Below are 22,435 nucleotides of genomic sequence, written 5' to 3'. Positions count from 1 at the left end.
CTTCCTAACGAATTTTATTATCCTTGATATAATCCAGCACATGCTGATAATCTCTATTAACATCACTGAAAGTCGCATAGTTTTTCGCAGTTGAAAACCATTCCAGTGTTGTCGGTTTCCGGCCTTTTAGAGAGTGATTAATATCATTGTCAGTTAGCGGCTGCAATTCGCCTGTCTCCAATGAACGTTGAAGTGCAGATTCAATTGCATCATTTACAAGCTGCTCCAGATCTGCACCGGAGAAATGCTGAGACTTGCCAGCAAGCTTTTTCAAATTCAATTTAGCCTGAGGTTTGTCTTTCAGCTTTAATTTTAAAATCAGCTCTCTTTCCTGTTCACTTGGCGGCGGAATGAAAATCAATTGATTGAACCGCCCGGGTCTTCTTAAGGCTGGATCTAAATACCATGGCGTATTGGTTGCTCCGATAATATACACGCCGTTATTGTGGGAACTGAGTCCGTCCAGCTCTACTAGTAATTGATTCACAAGCATCCTTTCATGATGTTGTCTCATATTCTGCCTGCTGCCACCCAGTGCATCCAATTCATCAATGAAGAGTACACAAGGCTTTTGTTCGCGTGCTTTTTCAAAAAGGTCATGAAGATTATGCTCACTTTGACCCACATACATTGATAAAATGGCCTGTAATTCCATATGTAAGAAATTCGCATTGATTTCTCCTGCAATCGCCTTTGCCAAAAAGGTTTTCCCGCAGCCTGGCGGCCCGTATAAAAGTAGACTGCCGCCTGCTTCCTTGCCATAAGCTTGGAAGAATTCAGGATTTTGCAACGGTAAAATAAAACTCATTTGGATTTTTTTCTTTACATCTTCCATGCCACCGACATCATCAAAGGTTTCCTGTGGCTGCAACGACTCAATAAGTGTATTTTGATCTTTGTCAAATTGAATGACTTTAAGCTTATTCTTATTCTGCTCATCGTGGGGCATCAAGCCCACCTCCTTTAAAGCAATCTATTTCTTTGGATTTCCTCCGTCACAACGAAAGCTAGATCCTCATTTCCAAACATGGAAAGCACTCCAAGTAAAGTATCATTCGCTATAACTCCAGCTTCTTCCTTTGGCACTGTCAGTTCTAATGCTTCTTTCAAAGCCTGATTTTCCGACTGTTCTGGATAGGCCTTCTTATATAATTGCTCAGGAATCAAATCATGATTAATGCACCATTGTGCAAATACGAGTATCATCATTTTCTCATCTTTACGATAACTATCGATGATTTTCTTTTCCATTTCTTTTGAACTCATGGCGGGCTCCTTATAAGAATGTATAATATTTTTTCAGCGTAAACACCTGAATAAAACTCTTAAAAACAGTGATATATCAACCTTTACTATCTTAATAGTATAACTCAATTTGCAGAATTATGTATAAAAAAGCATGTACTTTGCGTGGGTAGATGCTGTTTACTCCACAAGAAATAGATCTAAGTAACAGCGTTCAATTCAATTTTAATCTCTCGAGCCTCTTGATTTGGCGTACCGACATACCCTTCGCTTAGCTCTCTTAATGTTTCGACAGTCTTCGTAATGATATGCAAATGGGAGTTTTGATGAGTATCATAAGCCGTTTCTGGACAGAGGTAATGAGTATGAAGGTGGTATGCGCCAAGCCTGGCCTCAAAAACCGCCTGTAGCATTGAAATTAAAAAGTTACCTTCATTCCTGATTTAACACCAAATACTCTCCACCATTTTGAAGAAAGGTTGATCAAAATGGTGGAGAGTATTTTTCTCTGGCGTGCATTTTTTAAAAAAGATTGATAATTTCGTAGGCGAACCGTGTACCCTTCTTTAATATCATTTATTATAAAAAATACAATTTCTTTAACTTGTCAACATCGATAGCATCTGATAAATCAATAAAATATTCTACTTGCCATGTTTGAGTCTTAGCAGCATTGGTATTCAATTCAGTTACCCAACTCGGATAAACTCTAAGTGCCATTTTCCCCTTCTGCTTGGGACTTTTCAGTATTCCATATTTAAGAAGCGCTTTTTTAGGGAAAATAAATTGCCCCCTCCTCTCGTTATCTATAACGGATACGATTAATTTCTCTGGTGAATTCTCATAGCTATAAGCTTGATTGATTCCCTTAGTATCTTTCTCCCAAAACGCTACAAAATATCCCTTCTTTTTAGGAGTTAATTTAGCAAGTCTACTTCTGTAAACGTGTTTATTTATTATTAAAAGTAAACCCTCATATTCACTATTTTGGGCTTCTCGTTTCAGGACAAAGCTATCTATACTTCCAACCTCGTTCATAATATCCCTGAACAAACCTTCAGATTTCATTTTAATACCTCTCTTCAACACAAATACCGGAAATATCCGTACTCTTATTATACAAATAACTAATTAAAGATAGCAAAATCATAAAGGTTGCTTTCTTCAAATGCTACATTTAAATATAACCATTGAAGGTCAAGAGAAGGCATATTAACAAAGAACGTACAGGTTTATCCTGTACGAAGAAACTACTTCTTTTTTTGAATAACACAGAACCTCCAGTAAAGAAAGCTACATAACAAACTACAGATATAGCTACTGTCGATACTGCTGACAGATAGTATATAATTTTAACTACTAAGTGTATTGACAATACAATACTATCAAAAGGAATAATAAAATCCGGCCAGTGCGATCCTGTATTAATTCAAGTAAATCTGTCATAAAAATAAAATTTTGTATAATCCTCTAAAACATCAGGACAGCACAAGACAGTACTTTCCCGTACAGGACGATACCAATCATTTGTAATAACGAAAGTTGGCTTTTACAAAAATGATTTCCGCAATATCCACACACTGCTTCCTATTGGAAAACAGCTCTATGAACATGGATGTGACGGGTTTTGCATGATATTAACGAATCTAGCCTTCCATTGGCTTTTTAAGATTTTCGAAGTTTTTCCAATGTAACGTGGCACAAAACATATAAAAATCGAATGACTGAAATCGGACAATAGCTACACTATATATTGGGTGATATATAACATGAATATCCACGGAATTATTTTTTTCTTAAATATTTGTGGAATACCCAAATGACAGCTAACAGCCAAGAGCTGCTTACGAGATACCCCGCAATGACGTCACTCGGATAGTGGACGCCTAAATAAATTCTACTCACACCAATCATAAGAATAAGTAAACTACTGATACTGAGTAACGCAGTACGGCCAGCTCTACCCGGAACATGTTTCCACAGAAGATAAGCCAGAACACCGAAAAGCGAAGCAGCATTCATCGAGTGTCCACTCGGGAAACTGTAACCACCAATTTCAATTAAGCGGTGCAAATAGGGACGGCTCCGCTGAAATACCTGCTTTAACACCTCATTAATAAACGGCGTTCCAAGTACCACTATCCCAAAAATAAACATATTCAGTTTACTTTTATAAAGAGCAAGTATAACCAAAACAAGTAAAAAGATCATCATGATCGTTGAAAACGATCCGATCTGAGTAAAAAATTTCATCACTGAGGTAAGTTGCTTGAACTCTAAACCTTGAATAAATTGAATGATTGCCTGATCAAACCTGTTTAACTTCTGAGCCCCAACAAGAATAGCTATGCTGCAAAAGCCGAGAAAAAGAATGCTTGCTGTTAATAAGATATTTTTAAGCTGTTTTTCATTTAACATTTATAAACCCCTAATAACCTTGTAAATTTATTCATATGATACCCCATTTGTATAGATGATTTTCAATATTTCTTTTTGGTTGAATAATACCCTCTTCATCTCCCTATCAGTGACATATGCAAAAAAATGATAAATAAATCTAGGGTTGATTTATTTATCATGATTAATTCAAGCATGTTTTTTAAAATTTGTATATGTTAATTTTATCATTTAAGACCCGCCTTATGAGGAATCTGCCAACAGGTTTGTCACATGTTGCATCATGATGTAAATGTTCATTTAGCAATTGTAGAAGAAAGTCTCGTTTCTCTTTCATTCGGGGCCTCATTTTTCGCAAGTGTTTTTCATACAATCCAGATTGCTAAAAACGGGATACATAATTTGACCCATAATCTGTTTGCATAGACGTTTCACTACAGCTTTGGGACCTGCCAATAATCCAATTCTTAACCTAGTTGCAAAAACTCCCAAGATAAACTTGCCCGTGTTTATCCAAGGCTTTTAAAGAGGGCGGCAGTGGCCGGTTAATATCGTCTTCTATGACTGGAAAATGCAAGCTCCGGCGTCTCTCAACCAAATTGTCCTCTCCTCTTTCTTGACATTGGATTGAATAAGCTTCAAGTACTAATTCCGTCTCGATCACCAATCTCGACTTGAGCGCCATCTTTTCCGACTGAAACATGAAGTTAAGAAGGAAGGGATTTCAGAAAATATGTCGAATGTTGGTATTAGTTAGCGGAGTTAAAAGTAAAAAATACACTATTTTACATTGTGACGGAGGTGAACAAACATGCTTTGGGCTCCATTATTTGAAAACGATGTACCAGTTGCACTTCTCTGCTCCTAATAGAGAGAAGTAGCTGCATCTCTCCGTTAGGGGCACTCGACCTAAACAAAAACGGAGGGTACAAAAAATGAAAAACACCTTATTAGGTTCTTTATATTTAATTTTAGCTTCCAGTATTTGGGGAGGCATGTATGTTGTTGTTAAAGTGTTAGTATCGGTCATACCTCCCTTAGAACTTGTATGGTTGCGATATTTAGTGGCTATTGTCACACTTCTCATGGTCGGATTTATAACAAAACAAAATTGGCGAATCGAAAAACGTTATTTCATTATAATCACCGCCATTGGGATTATTGGTTACGCCATTTCAATTGTTACTCAGGAAACCGGCACAATGCTATCCACGGCACAAATGGGAGCCATTATAACTTCTTCAACACCAGCATTTATGGTTGTTTTTGCATGGTTAATACTTAAAGAACAGCTGACGTTGAAAAAAGGAATATCTGTTTGCTTAGCGACAAGTGGAGTCTTGATTATTGTTGGCATTGGTGATTTGAATATGTCTAATACACTCGGTGGTATTTCGCTTCTTGTGGCAGCTTTAACATGGGCACTTATGTCTGTTCTTGTAAAGCGCTTGCCGAATGATTATTCACAAATTGTGGTAACCACCTATTCCATCTTGGTAGCGTTGATCGTGTTAACTCCTTTTGTTCTGCCGAGATTACGTCTGATTAATCCTTCTGAACTGACTCATCCAATCATTTGGGGAGGACTCTTGTATCTAGGTATAGTCTCTACGGCATTTGCCTTTTTACTTTGGAATCGAGGGTTACAAATGCTCAACGCTTCAAGTGGAGGGATATTTTTCTTCTTTCAACCCGTTGTTGGAACATTACTTGGCTGGCTTTTGTTGGGTGAAAGCATAGGTGTAACATTTTGGATTGGCTCAATTTTGATTTTGAGTGGTGTTTTGTTAGTGATCTGGGAAAAAAAGTAGAGTAGTAATAAAAAAGAAACCTGCGGAAAATCCAAAGGTTTCTTTTTAAATAAACATTCCGCCATCAGTGGCAATCGGCAGCCGCTGCACATTCTTATGCGTTGCATCGCGTTAAGTCGCGATCTCTAATCTCTGCGGCTGGCCCTCATCCTGTCAAAGATTAAATCTTCATTTAAATAACAGAATTCATCTGATTTTACATTTTTTTCTACCGCATACCATTATTTGATTACTTCTAAAGTCTCCATCGAATCATCCGATGGACTCTGAAAGTATGCTCCCATTTCAAACAGCTCCTTTATTGTATCGATATGTCTTTTAGTTATTTCTTCTCCTGGATTTAATAACGGGATTCCAGGAGGGTAAGGAAGGACTGTTTCAGCGCAGTAAGAACCGATGGATTCATCCAATTTGACTTTATGGTACTGCTTGTTAAAAGCATCTTGCAGGCTTATTTTCGGCTCATATAATGTTCCTTCCGCTTCGAACATGATAATTTCCTTCTGCTCAACTGGAATGAATGACGGCTCCTGCAATTGTTGATCGACCGCCTTGATAGCATTCACTACTTTATCAATATCTTCCTCTTTTTCATCTAAGGAAAATAAAAAAACGATATTACGAGGATCACTGATTTCTGCAACAGCCCCCTCATCATAGAAAAGGTCATGCAGTTGATATCCGGAAACAGCGGCTCCATCTTTGGCAGCAATGATCCATTTAAGAGGATCACGGCGATGAACCTTCGGGCTTCCTGCCCAGATTGTTAGTGATGTAAGCGCTGTCTTCAGCTCTTTCCTACTATTTTCCACTCTTTGAACTGTTTCTTTTAACTCATTCCTGCCCTGCTCCACCAAATATCTTCTTGCGAGATCGAGTGAGCCAAGAAGCAGATACGATGGGCTAGTTGACTGGATCATCCCTAGCACTCTTGCCAATCGCTTGCGATCCACTATGTCGCCATTTACATGAAGCATCGAGGACATGTGCAAGGAGGTTAGCATCTTATGAGTCGATTGGATCACCAGGTTTGCCCCCATTGAAAGGGCGGAAGGCGGGACCTCTTCAACTTGGCCGAAATGTGCACCATGCGCCTCATCAACAATTAGCAGGACTTCAGCTTGACGACACAAATCTGCCAACCGCGAAATGTCTTGGCTCATCCCATAATAATTGGGGTTTGTTACCCATACCCCTTTTATATCAGGATATTTTGCCAATGCATCTTCAATATACCGGATGTCAGATACCATTGCCGTCATTGTATTAGGTTCAATGGCTGGGGCTAAGTAAATCGGGTGGGCGCCAGCAAGTAGCAAACCATTAAATACCGACTTATGCATATTCCGTTGTACGAGGATTTTGTCTCCCGGACCGCAAACAGTCTGTGCAATTGCTAAGTTTCCAATTGTACTTCCACCAACAAGAAAGAACGTTTGATCAGCTCCAAACGCATCAGCTGCCAAGCTCTGAGCCTCAAGGATTGAGCCTGTGGGCTGGTGTAGGTCATCTATTCCTTTTATACAAGTCGCATCGATTTTTAATATATTGGAAAAGTGATGTTGAGCGGCTTTGTCAAATACGCGTCCGTCTTTGTGTCCCGGCACGTGCATGGAGATGTGGTTTGTTTCTTCGTATAAACAAAGTGCTTCATAAAGTGGAGCTTTAGAGTGGTCGAATTTTTTTGATTTTTGTATCGATTTTTTTGTCATATTTACACATATTCCCCCGTTTCTTGCTAGATCAATGATTTATCCATTCCATTAAAGTTGCGTAAGCTAATGATTCCTCATCATCTGGAAGATAATTTTCCAGGATTGCCCTCACCGTAAATCCGTTTCTCAACTGAAATGTAAGAACCGGATCATAAATTTTTCCTTCTGACACTCGCTCTATGTATTCGCTTACAGAGAGTCTGTCAGCATACTTATGAAAATGCGGGATGCGCCCGCCAAACATAATATTTTTCAATTGATGTGTCTGGCAAACCTGCCTGCGGGCTCCGTATAAAAGTCTTCCCAAACCCTGTCCTCTGTATTCCGGATGAACAGTGACATCGAAACCGTATAGTGTTTTGCCTTCAGGATTATGGTTGCGGATAAAATTATTGTCTGTAATTTCCTCAAGTGAGTGATTGAGACCATTCTGCCTTGATCCCCATCCTTAACACAAAATTGACCTTTGGGAAAAATGTCAAGTTGACTTCCCAATTCCTCAGGTACAAAAGCGATCTCTGGTCCAAATACTAGATTAGAAACTTCAACAAACAATCTCCTCTATATCTTCGTGTCTTGTTTGTTGAAGTTCGTATCTATTTGATCGGCTCATACTTTTCCTCCCATTCATTAGATTGGGTCGATGCGTTTTCAAGGTGAGAACAGAAAATAAAAATCCTCTTTCAAAGAGGAAAATATATATTTATCAAATAAATATAAAACGATATTATTATAATTTATCAATATAGTCAATTAAGGAGTTTGCTGTAAGAATTTATTTCTTTAGGAATTGCTCAATTATATCTCTATAATAATCTTTAGGATAATTTTGGTATAAGAAGCTGGATAAACGGACCGGATCGCCGAAAAAATACCTTTCATACTGAGTTTGCCGTGTTCCAAACGGGCTCATTGTCAGATCCCACGCCAGCCGAAACAGCTTTACACGATCCGGAGCAGATTTGCTTTCTCCTCGAAGATATTTTTCTAGGTCTTTTCCAATATTGCTTTCAAAGTCTTGTTCCGTTGGTAAAGTTACCATTCCACTAGCTCCAATTAATTGGATAATTTCACAAAAGCGGGGATACACCCTTGGAAATACATTTCCGGCAACCTGCAATGGCAACATACTTGGTCGCATCACTCCAAATTCATCCAATTCCGCATCCTTCTCCGATTTCTCCAGTAAAGCTTTCAATGTCTCAAGCCCGATAATAATTTCTGAAAGCTTTTCCTGAATATGCTGATATTCTCCAATATTAATAGTATCGACCATTAATTGGGCAACACCGAGGATAAACTCAGTTTTGGCTATTTGTCTAATAAGCACTTGGTGATAGGCAAAAGGGTAAAAAGAGCCTCGGAGCTTAAAATCTGTTGCTGCATCGACATTATCATAAAAAAACACCCTCTCCCAGGGAACCAACACATGATCAAATACAACAATTGAATCCATTTCCTCATACTTTGAACTTAGAGGATAGTTGAAAGAAGAATCTCCGCCAACAAATGACTCCCTACATATGAATTTAAGTCCTTCTGTATCAGAAGGAATAGAAAAGGCAAAGGCTTCGTCTGGATCAAAAAAGAATTTTGGGGCGGTATATACTAATACCTCATCCGTAAATCCTCCCTGTGTCGCCAAAAGGCGTGCCCCTTTGATGACAAGTCCTTTGTTATTTCTTTCAATCACTTTGGCTGAAATAGGTTCCGTTGAAAAGCCTAAATTGAGCTGAGAACGATTGATTTGCGGGGTGATAAAAGTGTGGGTGAAAGATAAGTCTTTTGTCATAGCTCTTTCATATAAAGATTGGATATTTTCAGGAAAGCAATTCTCTTTTCCTTTTAATGAGGGAGCAGAGACAGCGTAGCTCATAAGGGCTGTATTCATATAGTCAGGACTTCTGCCCATCATCCCGTGAGTATGCCGTGCCCAGTGAGCGATCATTTTTCTTCTGTTTTCTAAATCCTTTCTAGTCTTTGGGTGTAAATAAGAAAGTCCAACCGATTCTTTTTGTCCATCAATGGAAAAAGTCATTTCATCTTTTAGCTTTGGGTCGTTTTGCAAATCGTAAAGTGATGATATGGTCTGAATGACTCCCTTGAAAGCAGGATGTTCAGAAATTGGCCCTTTAACTTTTTGACCATCAAACCAAATTTCTGTGTTCAATCCGTTCAAACGAGCAATAAAATCTCTCCCGGTAATAGTTCCCATTTGATCACTCCTTCTAATTGGCTCCATTTCAAATCATTTACGGTTCATTTTCATTTTATTGATTGACGCATTCGTTTATTCTGTGTTTTAAAATCAAGTTTTATTTGAAATTCGATTTAAACAGGTGCGAGCAGCAATAAAGATGCTTGATCGAAATCTTAAAAAGCACGAGAAATCAATGTTTCTATAATTGATTTCTCGCGCTTTTCTAATGTGAAATTTTTAATTGCTTTTTTTCATTTAAAGATGGTTCTACTTCAAATTTACCCCTTTAGGTTGATTGGCGGCAGGCTCTTTAACTATGCTAAAGTCACATTCCTTTAAAGGCACAACCTTTGTTTTATTCATGATTTTATAACCTAGCCAGATGGCTATGAACAAAGGAAGTCCAATATAGGAGACAAGCGCACCGTTCCAGTCGATGGAACCGCTTGTAAAAGCACTGTAGTTTTGACCAAGGATGACTAAAATGCAAAGAGCCAGGGCAAATAAAGGTCCAAATGGGAACCATTTAGCTCTATATGGAAGGTCGTCCAGGCTTCTTCCCTGCGCAATATACGCACGGCGAAAACGATAATGGCTGAGTGAGATTCCTACCCATGCAATAAAACCGGACATTCCAGAGGCGTTTAGCAGCCAAATATAGACTGCTCCATCGCCAAAAAAGGAGGCAAGGAATGCGAGACAGCCAACCAATGAGGTAGCAACCAAAGCACGGACAGGCACTCCTCTTTTGTCAAGCTGACCAAAAAACCTTGGTGCTTTTCCTTCTCGTGCCAAATCCCATAACATCCGAGTGGAGGCATACAGTCCAGAGCTCCCGGCAGACATGACAGAGGTTAAGATGATTGCATTCATGACAGATGCCGCAAAAGCAATGCCTGCCTGATCAAAAACTAGTGTGAAAGGGCTTACGGTTACATCCTCACTAGTCAAACTTTCTGTTGTATATGGAATAATCAAGCTGATGACTAAGATGGCGAAAATATAAAACAAAAGAATCCGCCAGAAAACCGAACGCACAGCTTTTGGAATGGACTTGGCAGGATTGTCGGTTTCCCCAGCTGCAACACCAAATAGTTCTGTCCCTTGGAAAGAATAGCCCGCAGCCATAAATATACCCAAAATGGTCATGAATCCACCATTAAATGGCCCTTCGCCAATATTAAAGTTCTTAAATCCAATAAACTCTCCACCCATTATGCCAAAAATCATCAGGACTCCGACAATCAAGAAAACGATAACGGTTACAACTTTAATCATGGAAAACCAATATTCCGATTCCCCGAAACCTTTGACAGAAAGATAGTTTAACAAGAAGATAATCGCTAAACACAGGCCGCTCCATATGAAGGAAGGACTGTTTGGAAACCAGAATTTCATAATTAAAGTAACCGCTGCCAATTCAGACGCAATTGTAATGGCCCAATTATACCAATAGTTCCATCCTAGAGCGAAACCTAAAGCCGGATCGACAAAACGGGTACCATAGGTGCTGAAGGAACCGGCTACTGGCATGAAAGCGGACATTTCCGCAAGACTGACCATAACGAAATAAACCATGATCCCAATAGCCCCATAGGCTAGAAGTGCACCTCCAGGACCGGCAGTATGAATAGCCGTTCCACTGGCTAAAAATAAACCGGTTCCAATTGTACCGCCAAGGGCGATCATCGTTAAGTGTCTTGACTTTAAATTCCTTTTCAATTCTTGAGCAGGCTGAGCCGCATCCACGCTTCTTGTCTCATTTTCTGCAATATAGGTTTGTTGGGCGGCATTGTTTGACATACAGATAATTTCCTCCTTTTATGACTGTCTACCAACCAATATTTGTTGTTTGAATCCTCGCATTCAACTTTCTTATATTATTTCAAAAGAACCCAGCCGCTTTAATCTAGTCGCGGCTGGGCTTGATAAGCGACTATTTTATGACGTAGAGTGTTTTCATAGTGTCATCTGATGGGCTTTGGAAATAAGCGCCCATTTCATGGAGCTGTTTAATTGTATCGACATGGGTTTGAGTTATTTCTTCCCCTGGTGTCAAAAGTGGAATTCCAGGTGGATACGGAAGAACAGTCTCCGCGCAGTATAAACCTACTGCATCCTCTAGATTCATGCGATGGCGTGGCTTATGAAAAGCTGTACCCAAGGATAAAGCCGGCTTTTGAAGGGTTCCTTCCTCAGCAAAAAGAACAATCTCTTTTGTCTCCTGACGGGTGAACTTCATCTGATTCAGCTTTTTGTCGATCGATTTGATTGCTTTCACCACTTTTTCAATATCGTCTTCTTTTTCATTCAATGAAAATAAGAAAACGATATTGCGGGGATCGCTTATTTCTGCTGTACATCCCTCTGCATAGAATAGATCAAGTAATTGGTATCCAGTTACTGCTTCATCCTTGCAGGAAATAATCCATTTTAATGGATCTCTTCTATGAACTTCCACGCTTCCTTCCCAAATCGTAAGCATCTCTAGTTCTTTGGCCATCTGGACTCTTCTTTTTTCAACTAATTCTACAGTTTTTTTCAGTTCGTCCCTTCCCTTTTCAACTAAATATCTTCTGGCAAGGTCCAATGATGCAAGTAATGGATAAGAAGGGCTGGTCGATTGGATCATACCGAGTATTTGTGCCAATCGCTCACGGTTAATCAAATCCCCTTTCACATGAAGCATGGATGCCATTGTCATGGCTGTCAGCATTTTATGTGTGGATTGAACAACAAGATCAGCCCCTTGAGAAAGTGCGGATGGCGGAACTGAATCCGAGTGCCCGAAATGGGCACCGTGTGCTTCGTCAACGATTAATGGAACCCCTGCTTGATGACAAGTTTCAGCTAAACGTGAAACATCTTGGCTCATGCCATAGTAATTGGGATTTGTAATCCAGACCGCTTTTGCATCCGGATGAAGTTTCAATGCCTCTTGAATATAATAGATATCTGAAACCATAGCTGCTTTGGTTGTTGATTCAATAGCCGGAGCAATATAAATTGGATGAGCACCAGCCAACAGCAATCCATGGAATACCGATTTGTGCATATTACGCTGAACAAGGATCTTGTCTCCAGGTCCGCATAATGTAAGGGCTGCCCCAATATTTCCAACCGTGCTGCCTCCAACTAGGAAAAAAGTATGATCAGAACCGAATGCCTCTGCAGCTAGAGCTTGAGCATCAGCAATAAAATCAGTTGGATGATGCAGGTCGTCAATTCCTACAGATTCAGTCGCATCTATTTTTAAAACATCGTAAAAGTGATCATATCCTTTTTGGTCAAAGACTCTTCCGTCCTTATGGCCAGGAACGTGCATGGATGTTCGATTGCTTTCCTCATATTGACAAAGCGCCTCATAAAGCGGAGCTTTGGAATGGTTTGTTTTTTTGTTCATTAATTTTTCAACTTGCGTAATGTCTATACTCATAACAGCTTCTCCTCCCAATCTTTCTATCTTTTCTTAGTTAAGAGAATCCATATAAAAAGAAGAATGTGACACCGTTTACAAAGCTACCAGATCACATGTTTACTTTTTTCGTGGAGCTCAGTTAAATATATTGCAAGTTTTGTGCCAAGGCAAGAAAATTTTAAATAAAGCGGTGTAAACCTTATCAGATCAGAGGTATTTCATTCAAGAGCAGATTGAAGCGATCCGTAGATATATGTAAAAAACCGCCGAATATTCGGCGGTTTAATTTTCGGCATTTATTTTTGTCAGCTTGTATTGAAGAGTTTGTCGAGGAATATTCAATAATTTTGCGGCTTGCTGTATATTCCCGTCGGTTTTTCTTAACGCTTCAGTAATCAGATTTCTTTCCGTTTCCATCAAAGCTTCCCTCAGTGGTTTAAGGTGAACGCGATTAGATGTTCCTCCACTGCCTGCAATATGCTGCGGGACATGCTCTATTGAAATTGTGTGTCCATCCATGATGTTCATAGCCGATTCAATAGCATGCTCCAGCTCCCGGACATTGCCTGGCCAAGAATAGTCCTGGAACAAATCCAAAACGTCATCACTGATTTGTGTAACCAGTTTGCCGAATTGAAAATTATATTTGCGGATAAAATGCTCTGCGAGTAAAGCAATATCGCCTTTTCTTTCTCTGAGCGGAGGAATGTTTAAATTAACAACATTCAAGCGGAAATACAGGTCTGACCGCAATGTTTTTTCCTCTATACATTTTTCTGCCGGTTCATTCATGGCTGCTATAATCCTAACATTAACAGGATTCTCTTTCGTTCCTCCCACTCTGCGGATGAGTCCGTTTTCAAGAACCCTTAACAGCTTTGCCTGGATATCAAGTGGCATAGAGTTGATTTCATCAAGAAACAGTGTTCCTCCATTAGCAATTTCAAACAACCCAGGGCGATCTGTAGCTCCTGTATAGCTGCCTTTTGATGTTCCAAACAGGATCCCTTCCAAAAGTGATGACGGGATTGCCGCACAATTTTGTGCAATGAAAGGTGCAGATCTGCGAGGCGATGCATTATGAATCGCTTGAACAAACAATTCCTTCCCGGTTCCTGTTTCCCCATAAACCAAGATGGGAGATGATGTTTGAGCGACTTTCGCAGCTTTTTCTTTCAATTGTTTAAAAGAAAGGTCATTCGTGATAATGTCTATTAATTGATACTTTGCTCCTGACTCTCCTTTTGCAGGATGCGGTTGGCTGATGCCGGGTTCCACTTTAGCTTGTAAATCAAGCAATTTTTCTGACAATTGCTTGATTTTAGTAAGATCTTTAGCAATTTCTACAGCTCCAACTATTTCTCCATTCACCATGATTGGAAGGGTTGTATTAACCGTATCGATCAACACACCTCGTATATTGTGATAGGATTGATGCTGGTTATGGATGGGCTGCTTTGTATGGATGACTTTCAGTAATGTACTGGTTTCAACTGTCAAGGAAGGGAATACATCCAGCACATGCTTACCAAGTACCTCTTCTCCCTCCACCCCATCGAGCTTGGCTGCAACATGGTTATAAAAAATGGTTACTCCTTTTGCGTCAACAGCATGTATTCCTTCATCAATTGTACTTAAAATCGAATGGAGAATTTCCTTATCCTTCGTGTCTGTTAAGTTCAATAGCAGGGAAATCATCTCCTTTGCCGTAAAACCATTATTATTTTATAAATAAGATGTGCCGAAATTTCGTCAAGCATGCGCCTGAATTTCGGCACTTTGTGATTATATAAGAATGTACGATGAAACGAAAAACTGCATGATATTGATTTTTTGCCAGATAATGAAGCGTTATTTTTCAAAAACAGAATTGATTTTTGAGTCAATCTCAACTCCCGGGGGAGCGTTCTATGTCACCAGTCCGCCGTCCTTTTAAAAGCCACTTTATTGAAGGGTCAAAAACCCCAAAAAAAATTTTCTTTCCATTGCCAATCATCAGATTGAAAATAATCCGATAGTATCAACACTATAAGGAAGGAAAGATAAAAAACTCAAAATAATATTTACTTTCCCCTAACAATACACAAGCCTATTCAATATTTCACGAACGCCTTCAATCAAATCAGGAGCAGCCACTCCATAATGGGAATATTCTTTGGCCTTCTCCTCTCCAGCTTTTGCATGTAAATAACTTGCTGCGATCATGGCGTCTAAAGACTGGGCCCCCTGCGCGATGAACGACGCAATTAAACCAGTCAGTACATCGCCGCTACCTCCCTTACCAAGAGCATCATGACCAGCCGGGTTAATAAAAATTTCTCCCTCTGGTGACGCAATAATGGAGCGATGGCCTTTTAACAATAAATGAATACCATACTTTTGTGCAAATCTTTTGGCATGTTCCATGCGTTCTTTTTCTACTTCCATTACTGTCATGTTCAATAAACCTGCCATCTCTCCTGGATGAGGTGTAAAAACGATATCGCCTTTATAGCTTTTCAGTAATTGCAAATGATTTCGGGACAAATACAGGGCGTCAGCATCAATGACAATCGTTTGTCCTGTAGCTGATTGAAATAATGTTTCCATCCATTTTTCACCTTCTGGAAATCGACTCATCCCCGGACCGACTGCGATCACATCAAATTCCTGCAGCTTGGATGTAATCTCGTGAATGGAACGTTCAGAAAAATGTCCGTCCGTTTCTGAAAGAGGGGAGAACAAGGCTACTGGCACTTGTGCAGCTGCGATTGGATAGATATTCTCCGGAATCGCCAATGTAACAAGCCCTGTTCCTGAAAGTAGTGCGCTTTTGGTTGTAAACAGCGGGGCACCAACATATTGACGCGATCCTCCGAGTACCAGGACATGCCCAAATGTTCCCTTATGTCCATTGATGGGTCTTTTCGGTACTAGAGACTTTACAAGCGCTTTCGAGATTACTGATGGCATGCTCAATTCAATGTCCTTGGCAGAGGAAGGTGGAACAGAGATATCGACAGCCTTCCAACTTCCAACATGTATAGGGCCATCCTGCAAAAAGAACCCCTTTTTCGGGTAAACAAACGTAATCGTTTGATCGGCATTGATTGCTGGCCCTTCCGCTTTGCCGCTATCACTATTTAAACCTGAAGGAACATCTACGGCAATAACCATTTTTTCTTGTGCGACTGTGTTGATCATGGAGATGATTTCATCGTAAGGCTGCATGACAAGTCCGCTCATGCCTGTACCCAGAATAGCATCAACAATTATATTTGCCCGCTCCAGTATTTCAGGAAGGTCTTTTTTTGGATTTTCATGAATGTACTGAATCGGGAGTCCTCTGTTCAAATAAACATCAAAATGAATCTTTGCATCCCCTTTAATCCGTTTGGGATCACTAGCAAGGCAAAGGAGACAATCATATCCTTCATCATACAGCCGCCGAGCTATAACAAATCCGTCTCCCCCATTATTCCCTGATCCGGCTACTACTACTATTTTCGGATTTTCAGAAGGAAGCTGATTGGTGATTTCTTGTACTACTTTGGCACCGGCATTCTCCATTAATACAACACCGGGAAGTCCTATTCTAGTTATCGTATATTGATCCATTTGCTGCATGTCTTTTTTGCCAGCTGCAAACATATCCATTCCTCCCTAATTAATGGCATTCAATTTGAGAACAATCCTGCACTAGAAAAAACGAATGATCTCATGACCATCCGCTTTTTCCAAATGTTAAACTGCTGATTTTCTTTTTTTGATTTGTTTACTTCTTAATTGACCGCATGCCGCATCTATATCAGTACCCTGCTCCATTCTGACGCCGCAATGTATTCCTTTTTTCTTTAGCGTATCAAAGAATATACGAATAGATTCTGTCTCACTTCGTTGATACTGGCCATGCTCGTCGACTGGATTATATGGTATTAGATTCACGTATGCAAGATGCCTTCTTTTTTCAAGAAGCTTGGCCAATTCCAAAGCTTCTTTTTCATGGTCGTTAACATCCTTTAATAAAATATACTCGATTGTGACCCTTCGATTGCTTTTATCTAAATAATAATCCAGTGCCTCCATCAGCTTGGCTATTGGAAAAGCCCTGTTGATTTTCATAATCTGTGTACGGAGCTCGTCGTTAGGAGCATGCAAAGATAAAGCAAGATTAACTTGTAAATTCTCATCCGCAAAGTCATAAATTTTATGCGCAAGTCCGCTTGTAGAGACAGTTATATGCCTTGCCCCGATGGCCAGTCCTTTTGGATCGTTAACGACCCTCAGGAAGTTCATGAGGTTTGTATAATTGTCAAATGGTTCACCAATTCCCATTACAACAATATGGCTCACTCGCTCATCTTTACCGCGTCCATCAAGGAATTTTTGTACCTGCATAATTTGGCCAACAATCTCGCCACTGTTCAGGTCACGGTTTTTCTTCAAAAGTCCGCTGGCGCAGAAGCTGCAGCCGATGTTACAGCCGACTTGTGTTGTGACACAAACGGATAGTCCATAATGAAAGCTCATTAAAACAGTCTCAATCAGGTTGCCATCTTCTAGCTCAAATAAAAATTTAATTGTCCCATCTTGGGATTCCTGCTTTACTGCCTGTTTGAGTACTTGAATGGAAAAATGTTCATCCAACAACTCTAAACAGTCTTTATTAACGTTCTTCATCTCAGAAAAACTGTCAACTCTCTTTGTATATAACCAGTCCCACACTTGTTGTGCGCGGAATTTTTTCTGTCCGTGCTCGACAAGCCAGTCTGTCAGTTGATCTATTGTTAAGCCATATATTGATTTCTTCAATTGAAAACCCTCTTTTCAAATAAATCCATGCTGTTATTATAATACTAGCATAGAAATAAGGAAACAACCTATTTCTACTCGAGTGATTGAACATAAAAATATATATTTCAGAGGTGTTACATAATGGGCGATTTGGGTATGAAGGGTAATGGAGTACATTATAAGTGGCTTATTTTGATAGTTGCCACGTTTTCCCAAACCTGTGCCTCTTTTGTTATCTTTGGAATGGGACCGATGGCTGCCTTTTACCAACAAGCATTCAATCTTACTCAATTTGAAACTGGGTTAATTGTTTCAGCAGTTAATATCGGGCCGATTTTTTCCATGATAATTTTTGGGGATTTAATGGATAGATATGGTGAAAGATGGGTGGTGGGATTAGGTTCCATTTTGCTGGGTCTCAACACGTTTATTGCCTATTCAATTGATAGTTACATAGTTTTATTGATCAATCTGGTTTTTGTGGGTATTTGGTATGGAACCGCACAGCCTGGAGGCAGTAGCGCAATCGTCAAATGGTTTCCTGGAAAGCAGCGCGGACTTGCCATGGGTATCCGGCAGACTGGGATACCGATTGGCGGAGCGGCGGCAGCGGCATCACTGCCTTTCTTTTTCCATCATTTCGGTCTGGACTCTGCCATATTACTGCAAGCTATTGTAGCAATGGCAGGTGGACTGATTTTCCTTTTCATATATAAAAATTCGGGAATAGATGAACAACAGACAAAACAATATTCTTTCAAAGAAAAATTGGTCCGTATAAAAAACAATTCTCAGTTATATCCTGTATTTTTCATTGGCATCACGATGGTTTCTGTACAACTTATTATTGTTACTCACTTAATTGGCTTCTTAAAGGATGCCTTTCATATGAACCTTGGTCTGGCTGGTTCTCTGTTAAGCCTTGCCTTGGTTGGCGGGATGTTTGGGAGGGTGATACTTGCATGGATCAGCGACAACCTTTTTCAGGGAAACCGAAGCAAACCACTGCAAATGACGATTTGGTTAACAGTTTTCATTATTATCATACTGCTCCTTTCGTCCACTCATCTGTCATTATGGGCAGTCGGCTTGCTTTGTTTCTTTTTTGGATTCCTAGGGATTGGCTGGTATAGCTTATTCATTGTCATGATTGCTGAAAGATCTGACCATCGTTTTATTGGACTGACAGTCAGCTTTGCCCTAACCTTAAACCAATTTTTCATTGTAGCTTCTCCTGCACTGTTCGGTTTATTAGTCGATTGGACCAATGGATACATTTTGCCGTTTGGGCTGTTGGCAGCTGCCATCTCAATTGGAGGAATTTGGTTGAAATGGACTGAGAAAAGCAGATAACTAAAACATAACTGTCACAAAAAATAGCGAAGAATTCTGAAGATTTTGGGAGGATATAAATCCCGTGAACTCAGTTGTTTATAGGTGATTCGACTAACATAAAAAAAGCGCGCTGGATTAAATTGGAAGGTGCAAAAACATGATGACAGATCAAGAATTAGTTATAAACAATTTTGAAGAAAAATTAAAAAGATATACTTAGTGGAGAACTTACAAATGAAGAAGATTTCGTCATAGCGAACACAAAAATTCCGACTGATACATTCAATGTATTATTGCCGAAATCTCCAAATATCAATAGAGATAAAGGTTATGTGAGTGAAATGTTTTAATTCCTTCTAAATCAAACAAAGGATAAACAAAAACCAGTTGTTTTACAAGCTTCTGATGATGGAATCAATATCTATAAGCGCTTTGGGTTTAGAGAAGTCGGAGAAATGGTTGTATTTGAATAAAGTGGTATCTGATGCCACTTCTTTTTTAACTTCGAACTTTGGTAAATTATTAGAAGGTATTTAGCTAAAATAATAAAAGAGACACCCGGACACAACTAGATTAGGTAATCCCATTAAGAACAATCTCATACTTACAGTCGTTCTTCTATGCCTTTCTTCCATTGATTCAGAAGCAAAGTTGGCTCGCATCCGGTCACCGCTTACCGTTGCCCCTAATATAATCATGCTTAAGATGAGGAGAAGCAGCCCGATTCCTCCGGTAAAATTAACAGCCATATTCATCCCCCAAACAGATAAACCGATCACCGTTAAAATAGCGGACAGAAGAATTCCCGTCAAGAAGTATTTCAATATGATCCCTCCCTTTGTATTTTATATACGTTTGCAGGGCCGCTATGTTTCAACTAAAATATAATCGTCCTGAACAATAACTACTTGGTGGTGGTAAGCTTTGAAAAGTAAAGATGAAGAATGTCCTATTTGTGGTCACCTTAACAAATGCTGTTACTCCCAGAACAAAAAACTTGGCATTTGCTGGTGCAGTGAAGAGGCATTTCCAAAAGAAATTTTTGAACAAGTTCCTCAAGAATATTTATTTAAGACTTGTATTTGCAAAAAATGCTTAGAAAAATTTAAGAATAGTGCATTTTAGGTTTACATAATTCAATTATGGTATACTTGTTAATTTTTCATTTTGATATGCTTTTCTATCCAATTCATTACCAAACTATTAAACAGTTCTGGATTGGCTATAGGCAGGCCATGACCGACTCTGGATACAAGGACTCCATGGCAATTAGAATTGCTATTTATAATATTTTGTGCGGATTTTTTCATCAACTTGTTTTCATTTTCCCCAACTGTTACCAACATGTTTGAAGAGGCAAGTTTGAAATCGGGAGGCACCTTAAAAGACATGTTCTCTTCCAATATCCTGATAAGCGTGTCCACTTCCATATCACAAGTTTCTTGAAAATATTTCTCAAAATCATTTTCTGGTATATATAACACCTTTGCCTGGAGTTTTGAAAATTTTTTCCATTTTGTCAACGGATGCGACAATTTAACGAAAGGTTTTAAAAATTTCCAGCCTAGCGGCATTGGCTTTGTCAGCGCACTGTTAATGATGGCGCAGTCTATTAGTTCATGCTTCATTGAAACGATTTGTATTGTGATTTGGGCACCTAGTGAAAACCCGATCAGGATGACTGGCTTCCCTTTTTCTTTATCCTCAATCAAATCAATGATCTTGTCTGCACTTGATCGGATGGAGAACATACCCTCTCCTCTGCTGCGTCCTTGTTCCGGTAAATCTAGGACAATGCAATGATAGTCATTGAAATATTCCAGCTGCTGATTCCACATCCAACCGCTTACGCCACCCCCGTGCAAAAACACAATCAATGGTCCTTCAGTGTCCCCATGTTCTTCATAATACAATGTCAAATCCTCACCTCTGCAACAAAATTTTCTGAGTTATTCATTTATGAATCAATTGTATCAGAAATAAGCTGGTGAAAGTGAAAAAGGGAGCAATTAAGCTGCTCCCTTACATTATATTTGCAATGCTTTTTGATTGGCTAAAGCCCAGAAGCCAACAGATATTTGTAATAAGGCTGCAATGGCAAAAACAGATTGAACGCCAAAATGCTCTGCCACTAACCCCATCATCAAAGAAGATATTCCAAAAACTCCTGTTGAGATGGATTCTCTGGCTGAGATTACTTTAGGTAGCAGATTGGTTGAAGCTTTTAATTGTACGACCGTTTGTTGACCAAGCAGTTTTATTTGAGCAACAGCACCTGTCAATAGAGAAAAAACGAGCGACAGCCATGGTATGGAGGAAAGTCCGAAACAGAGGGTGAAAATTCCGGAAAAAATTGTTACGAAAATAATAGCTCCATGCAATTTGTTTTTTACGCTTTGCTCGATTCGGTATAACCCAATACCACTCAATAAGAGGCCAGCAAAAAAAGCTGAATTGATGTACCCCCACCATGCTTCACTTTTCGCTAAGATTTCCTCAACGTATACATAAAGAATGGCTGCAATCCAGACAACGTTAGCCATTGAGTCAACCAATTCGATAATAGCAATCGTTTTGAAGACGGGAGTCCTCCAAATAGCTGTCCATCCTTCTTTTAACACAATCCATTTTGTAGCTGGATGACTGATCTTTCTTTCTTCCGCGTAATGAATAAAACTAACCATAATGAAGGAGATGAAAAATAAAAAGAGTGTCATGAACAGTAATATTTTCCCGTTTAAAAGGGCGATCAAAATCCCGCTGGCTGGCCACCCTCCAAGTTCCACAATATTTTCTACAATTGAGAAAAAGCTGTTTGCCTTTACAAGTATGGTCTTTTCAACCAAAAGAGGAATCATAGACCGTTGGGCCGGTGCCGTACATCCGTCAATAAATGCAATGAAAGAAATGGCCGGAAAGATGCCGAAAACTTCACCAGAGCTCCAAATATAGGCAACCAAAATAGCCATTAAAACAGACTTGATCAGATGACATAAGGACACGATTCTTCTTAAGGAAAATTGGTTAATGCACAAAGGCGCAAGGATACTTCCCAGAAACCTTGATAAGGTAATGAAAAACGGTACCAAGGACATCATAAAAGCCGATCCGGACATCTGAAAGATGATGCTGATGATGCCTGCAATATAGAAAACATCACCACAGTTGGACAATGCTTGGCTCATCCATAAAAGACGGAATGAACTTTTATTACGGATCATTTCCTATCTCCTTTATAAAAATTATTCAGTTTTTTAAAGGATAGGAAATCTCACATTGGAAAGGTCCTTTCAGATTGATATAATTAAGTATAACATCGATATTTCAGAATATACAAATAAAAATCAAGCGTAACCACAAGGTAAATCTTGATGAGAGGGTTCCACACCACGTAAGCAGAACGGTTCATTTCAATTACATCGTAAAAAACATGCAGCTTTGCAAAGTGGGAAACATCTGCTCTTTGAAGGCGTTATACGACAGGAGTGCATTGTTTCTGAATAAACTTCCGTGTAATTTGATACATGCGTCGAAGGCGCCT

Annotated in this window: 18 protein-coding genes and 1 pseudogene; 4 read left to right on the top strand and 15 right to left on the bottom strand. The window is 39.5% G+C overall.

Features of this window, described 5'->3' with window-relative positions:
• Positions 1-4: 4 nt before the first annotated feature.
• The 4 genes from H9631_RS08255 to H9631_RS08240 form a co-directional block, all read right to left on the bottom strand.
• Positions 5-949, bottom strand: a complete 945-nt coding sequence (locus H9631_RS08255; RefSeq protein WP_191811695.1) for an ATP-binding protein — start codon at positions 947-949, stop codon at positions 5-7.
• Between the two features lie 14 nt (positions 950-963).
• Positions 964-1,266, bottom strand: coding sequence for a hypothetical protein (locus H9631_RS08250; RefSeq protein WP_191811693.1), 303 nt, complete (start codon positions 1,264-1,266; stop codon positions 964-966).
• 558 nt (positions 1,267-1,824) lie between these two features.
• A complete protein-coding gene (locus tag H9631_RS08245) occupies positions 1,825-2,313 on the bottom strand; it encodes a MepB family protein (protein WP_191811691.1) in 489 nt (162 codons plus the stop codon).
• A 717-nt stretch (positions 2,314-3,030) separates the two neighbouring features.
• On the bottom strand, positions 3,031-3,663 hold the full coding sequence (locus H9631_RS08240; protein WP_191811690.1) for a phosphatase PAP2 family protein: 633 nt from the start codon (positions 3,661-3,663) through the stop codon (positions 3,031-3,033).
• Positions 3,664-4,577: 914 nt separating this feature from the next.
• On the opposite strand from H9631_RS08240, the gene H9631_RS08235 reads away from it, so the two are divergent.
• Positions 4,578-5,453 (top strand): DMT family transporter, encoded by an 876-nt coding sequence (locus H9631_RS08235; protein ID WP_191811688.1) that lies wholly within the window; start codon positions 4,578-4,580, stop codon positions 5,451-5,453.
• A gap of 221 nt (positions 5,454-5,674) precedes the next feature.
• Here the strand turns inward: H9631_RS08235 and H9631_RS08230 are convergent, their stop codons facing one another.
• The 8 genes from H9631_RS08230 to rlmN all read right to left on the bottom strand — a co-directional run bounded on the left by H9631_RS08230 (position 5,675) and on the right by rlmN (position 17,577).
• On the bottom strand, positions 5,675-7,165 hold the full coding sequence (locus H9631_RS08230) for an aminotransferase class I/II-fold pyridoxal phosphate-dependent enzyme (protein ID WP_191811686.1): 1,491 nt from the start codon (positions 7,163-7,165) through the stop codon (positions 5,675-5,677).
• Positions 7,166-7,196: 31 nt separating this feature from the next.
• The gene (locus H9631_RS08225; protein WP_318246789.1) at positions 7,197-7,553 is read right to left on the bottom strand and encodes a GNAT family N-acetyltransferase; all 357 of its coding nucleotides are present in this window, start codon (positions 7,551-7,553) and stop codon (positions 7,197-7,199) included.
• Between the two features lie 390 nt (positions 7,554-7,943).
• On the bottom strand, positions 7,944-9,383 hold the full coding sequence (gene hpaB / locus H9631_RS08220) for a 4-hydroxyphenylacetate 3-monooxygenase, oxygenase component (protein ID WP_191811684.1): 1,440 nt from the start codon (positions 9,381-9,383) through the stop codon (positions 7,944-7,946).
• 252 nt (positions 9,384-9,635) lie between these two features.
• Positions 9,636-11,171: an amino acid permease gene (locus H9631_RS08215; protein ID WP_225220938.1), complete on the bottom strand. Its 1,536-nt coding sequence runs from the start codon at positions 11,169-11,171 to the stop codon at positions 9,636-9,638.
• Positions 11,172-11,304: 133 nt separating this feature from the next.
• Positions 11,305-12,804, bottom strand: a complete 1,500-nt coding sequence (locus H9631_RS08210) for an aminotransferase class I/II-fold pyridoxal phosphate-dependent enzyme (protein WP_191811681.1) — start codon at positions 12,802-12,804, stop codon at positions 11,305-11,307.
• A 264-nt stretch (positions 12,805-13,068) separates the two neighbouring features.
• Positions 13,069-14,469: a sigma-54 interaction domain-containing protein gene (locus tag H9631_RS08205; protein ID WP_318246786.1), complete on the bottom strand. Its 1,401-nt coding sequence runs from the start codon at positions 14,467-14,469 to the stop codon at positions 13,069-13,071.
• 390 nt (positions 14,470-14,859) lie between these two features.
• Positions 14,860-16,416 carry an NAD(P)H-hydrate dehydratase gene (locus H9631_RS08200; protein ID WP_191811677.1) on the bottom strand — a complete coding sequence of 519 codons (1,557 nt, stop codon included), beginning with the start codon at positions 16,414-16,416 and terminating at the stop codon, positions 14,860-14,862.
• 93 nt (positions 16,417-16,509) lie between these two features.
• Positions 16,510-17,577: a 23S rRNA (adenine(2503)-C(2))-methyltransferase RlmN gene (gene rlmN, locus H9631_RS08195; RefSeq protein WP_191811675.1), complete on the bottom strand. Its 1,068-nt coding sequence runs from the start codon at positions 17,575-17,577 to the stop codon at positions 16,510-16,512.
• A gap of 123 nt (positions 17,578-17,700) precedes the next feature.
• On the opposite strand from rlmN, the gene H9631_RS08190 reads away from it, so the two are divergent.
• Both H9631_RS08190 and H9631_RS22315 read left to right on the top strand, forming a co-directional pair.
• Positions 17,701-18,912 carry an MFS transporter gene (locus H9631_RS08190; protein ID WP_191811673.1) on the top strand — a complete coding sequence of 404 codons (1,212 nt, stop codon included), beginning with the start codon at positions 17,701-17,703 and terminating at the stop codon, positions 18,910-18,912.
• A gap of 139 nt (positions 18,913-19,051) precedes the next feature.
• Positions 19,052-19,367: pseudogene (locus H9631_RS22315) on the top strand (hypothetical protein).
• 60 nt (positions 19,368-19,427) lie between these two features.
• Here the strand turns inward: H9631_RS22315 and H9631_RS08185 are convergent.
• A complete protein-coding gene (locus tag H9631_RS08185; protein WP_191811671.1) occupies positions 19,428-19,718 on the bottom strand; it encodes a DUF5316 family protein in 291 nt (96 codons plus the stop codon).
• Positions 19,719-19,818: 100 nt separating this feature from the next.
• Here H9631_RS08185 and H9631_RS08180 point away from each other — a divergent pair, with 100 nt between their 5' ends.
• A complete protein-coding gene (locus tag H9631_RS08180; protein WP_191811669.1) occupies positions 19,819-20,019 on the top strand; it encodes a cysteine-rich CWC family protein in 201 nt (66 codons plus the stop codon).
• Positions 20,020-20,048: 29 nt separating this feature from the next.
• Here H9631_RS08180 and H9631_RS08175 read toward each other — a convergent pair whose 3' ends face one another.
• Positions 20,049-20,813 carry an alpha/beta fold hydrolase gene (locus H9631_RS08175; protein WP_191811667.1) on the bottom strand — a complete coding sequence of 255 codons (765 nt, stop codon included), beginning with the start codon at positions 20,811-20,813 and terminating at the stop codon, positions 20,049-20,051.
• Positions 20,814-20,921: 108 nt separating this feature from the next.
• Positions 20,922-22,115: an MFS transporter gene (locus tag H9631_RS08170; protein WP_191811665.1), complete on the bottom strand. Its 1,194-nt coding sequence runs from the start codon at positions 22,113-22,115 to the stop codon at positions 20,922-20,924.
• Positions 22,116-22,435: the final 320 nt, after the last annotated feature.

The organism is Bacillus norwichensis, from assembly GCF_014836955.1.
Taxonomy (GTDB): domain Bacteria; phylum Bacillota; class Bacilli; order Bacillales; family Bacillaceae_C; genus Siminovitchia; species Siminovitchia norwichensis.
This window is presented reverse-complemented; position numbering and strand designations above follow the sequence as displayed.

Bases quoted from the DNA above. Each gene is read 5' to 3' on its own strand.
- H9631_RS08255 (WP_191811695.1), bottom strand. From the start codon at position 949: ATGCCCCACGATGAGCAGAATAAGAATAAGCTTAAAGTCATTCAATTT.
- H9631_RS08250 (WP_191811693.1), bottom strand. From the start codon at position 1,266: ATGAGTTCAAAAGAAATGGAAAAGAAAATCATCGATAGTTATCGTAAA.
- H9631_RS08245 (WP_191811691.1), bottom strand. From the start codon at position 2,313: ATGAAATCTGAAGGTTTGTTCAGGGATATTATGAACGAGGTTGGAAGT.
- H9631_RS08240 (WP_191811690.1), bottom strand. From the start codon at position 3,663: ATGTTAAATGAAAAACAGCTTAAAAATATCTTATTAACAGCAAGCATT.
- H9631_RS08235 (WP_191811688.1), top strand. From the start codon at position 4,578: ATGAAAAACACCTTATTAGGTTCTTTATATTTAATTTTAGCTTCCAGT.
- H9631_RS08230 (WP_191811686.1), bottom strand. From the start codon at position 7,165: ATGACAAAAAAATCGATACAAAAATCAAAAAAATTCGACCACTCTAAA.
- hpaB (WP_191811684.1), bottom strand. From the start codon at position 9,383: ATGGGAACTATTACCGGGAGAGATTTTATTGCTCGTTTGAACGGATTG.
- H9631_RS08215 (WP_225220938.1), bottom strand. From the start codon at position 11,171: ATGTCAAACAATGCCGCCCAACAAACCTATATTGCAGAAAATGAGACA.
- H9631_RS08210 (WP_191811681.1), bottom strand. From the start codon at position 12,804: ATGAGTATAGACATTACGCAAGTTGAAAAATTAATGAACAAAAAAACA.
- H9631_RS08200 (WP_191811677.1), bottom strand. From the start codon at position 16,416: ATGTTTGCAGCTGGCAAAAAAGACATGCAGCAAATGGATCAATATACG.
- H9631_RS08190 (WP_191811673.1), top strand. From the start codon at position 17,701: ATGGGCGATTTGGGTATGAAGGGTAATGGAGTACATTATAAGTGGCTT.
- H9631_RS08170 (WP_191811665.1), bottom strand. From the start codon at position 22,115: ATGATCCGTAATAAAAGTTCATTCCGTCTTTTATGGATGAGCCAAGCA.